This window comes from Parazoarcus communis SWub3 = DSM 12120, from assembly GCF_003226565.1.
Classification (GTDB): domain Bacteria; phylum Pseudomonadota; class Gammaproteobacteria; order Burkholderiales; family Rhodocyclaceae; genus Parazoarcus; species Parazoarcus communis.
Window position 1 is genome coordinate 1 of record NZ_QKOE01000137.1, and the last position, 396, is coordinate 396.

General features: G+C 65.4%; 1 protein-coding gene. It reads right to left on the minus strand.

Annotated elements, in window-relative coordinates:
• Positions 1–396 (minus strand): tetrahydrofolate dehydrogenase/cyclohydrolase catalytic domain-containing protein (locus DNK49_RS23430; RefSeq protein ID WP_279386442.1); only part of this gene is annotated, 396 nt, incomplete at both ends.

Consider the following 396-nt stretch of genomic DNA (forward strand, 5'->3'; position numbering starts at 1 on the left):
TCGGCTTGCCGACGATGTTGCTCGCGCCGACCACGACCACGTTCTTGCCTGCCACTTCGGTGCCGGTGGTGTCGAGCAGCAGCTGGACGCCGTAGGGCGTGCAAGGCGGGAAGATGGTGTTGCCCACGACCAGGCCGCCGACGTTGTAGAGATGAAAGCCGTCTACGTCCTTATGCACCGAGATGGCTTCGAGCACCCGGCGCACGTCGATGTGGCCGGGCAGCGGCAACTGGATCAGGATGCCGTGCACTGTCGGGTCGGCGTTGAGCTGGGCGATGCGTGCCAGCATCTCGACTTCGGGGGTGTCGGCGGGCAGTGCCACATGCAGTGAGCGCACGCCGCACTCCTCGCAGGCCTTCACCTTGTTGCCCACATAGACCCGGGAGGCGGGATTGT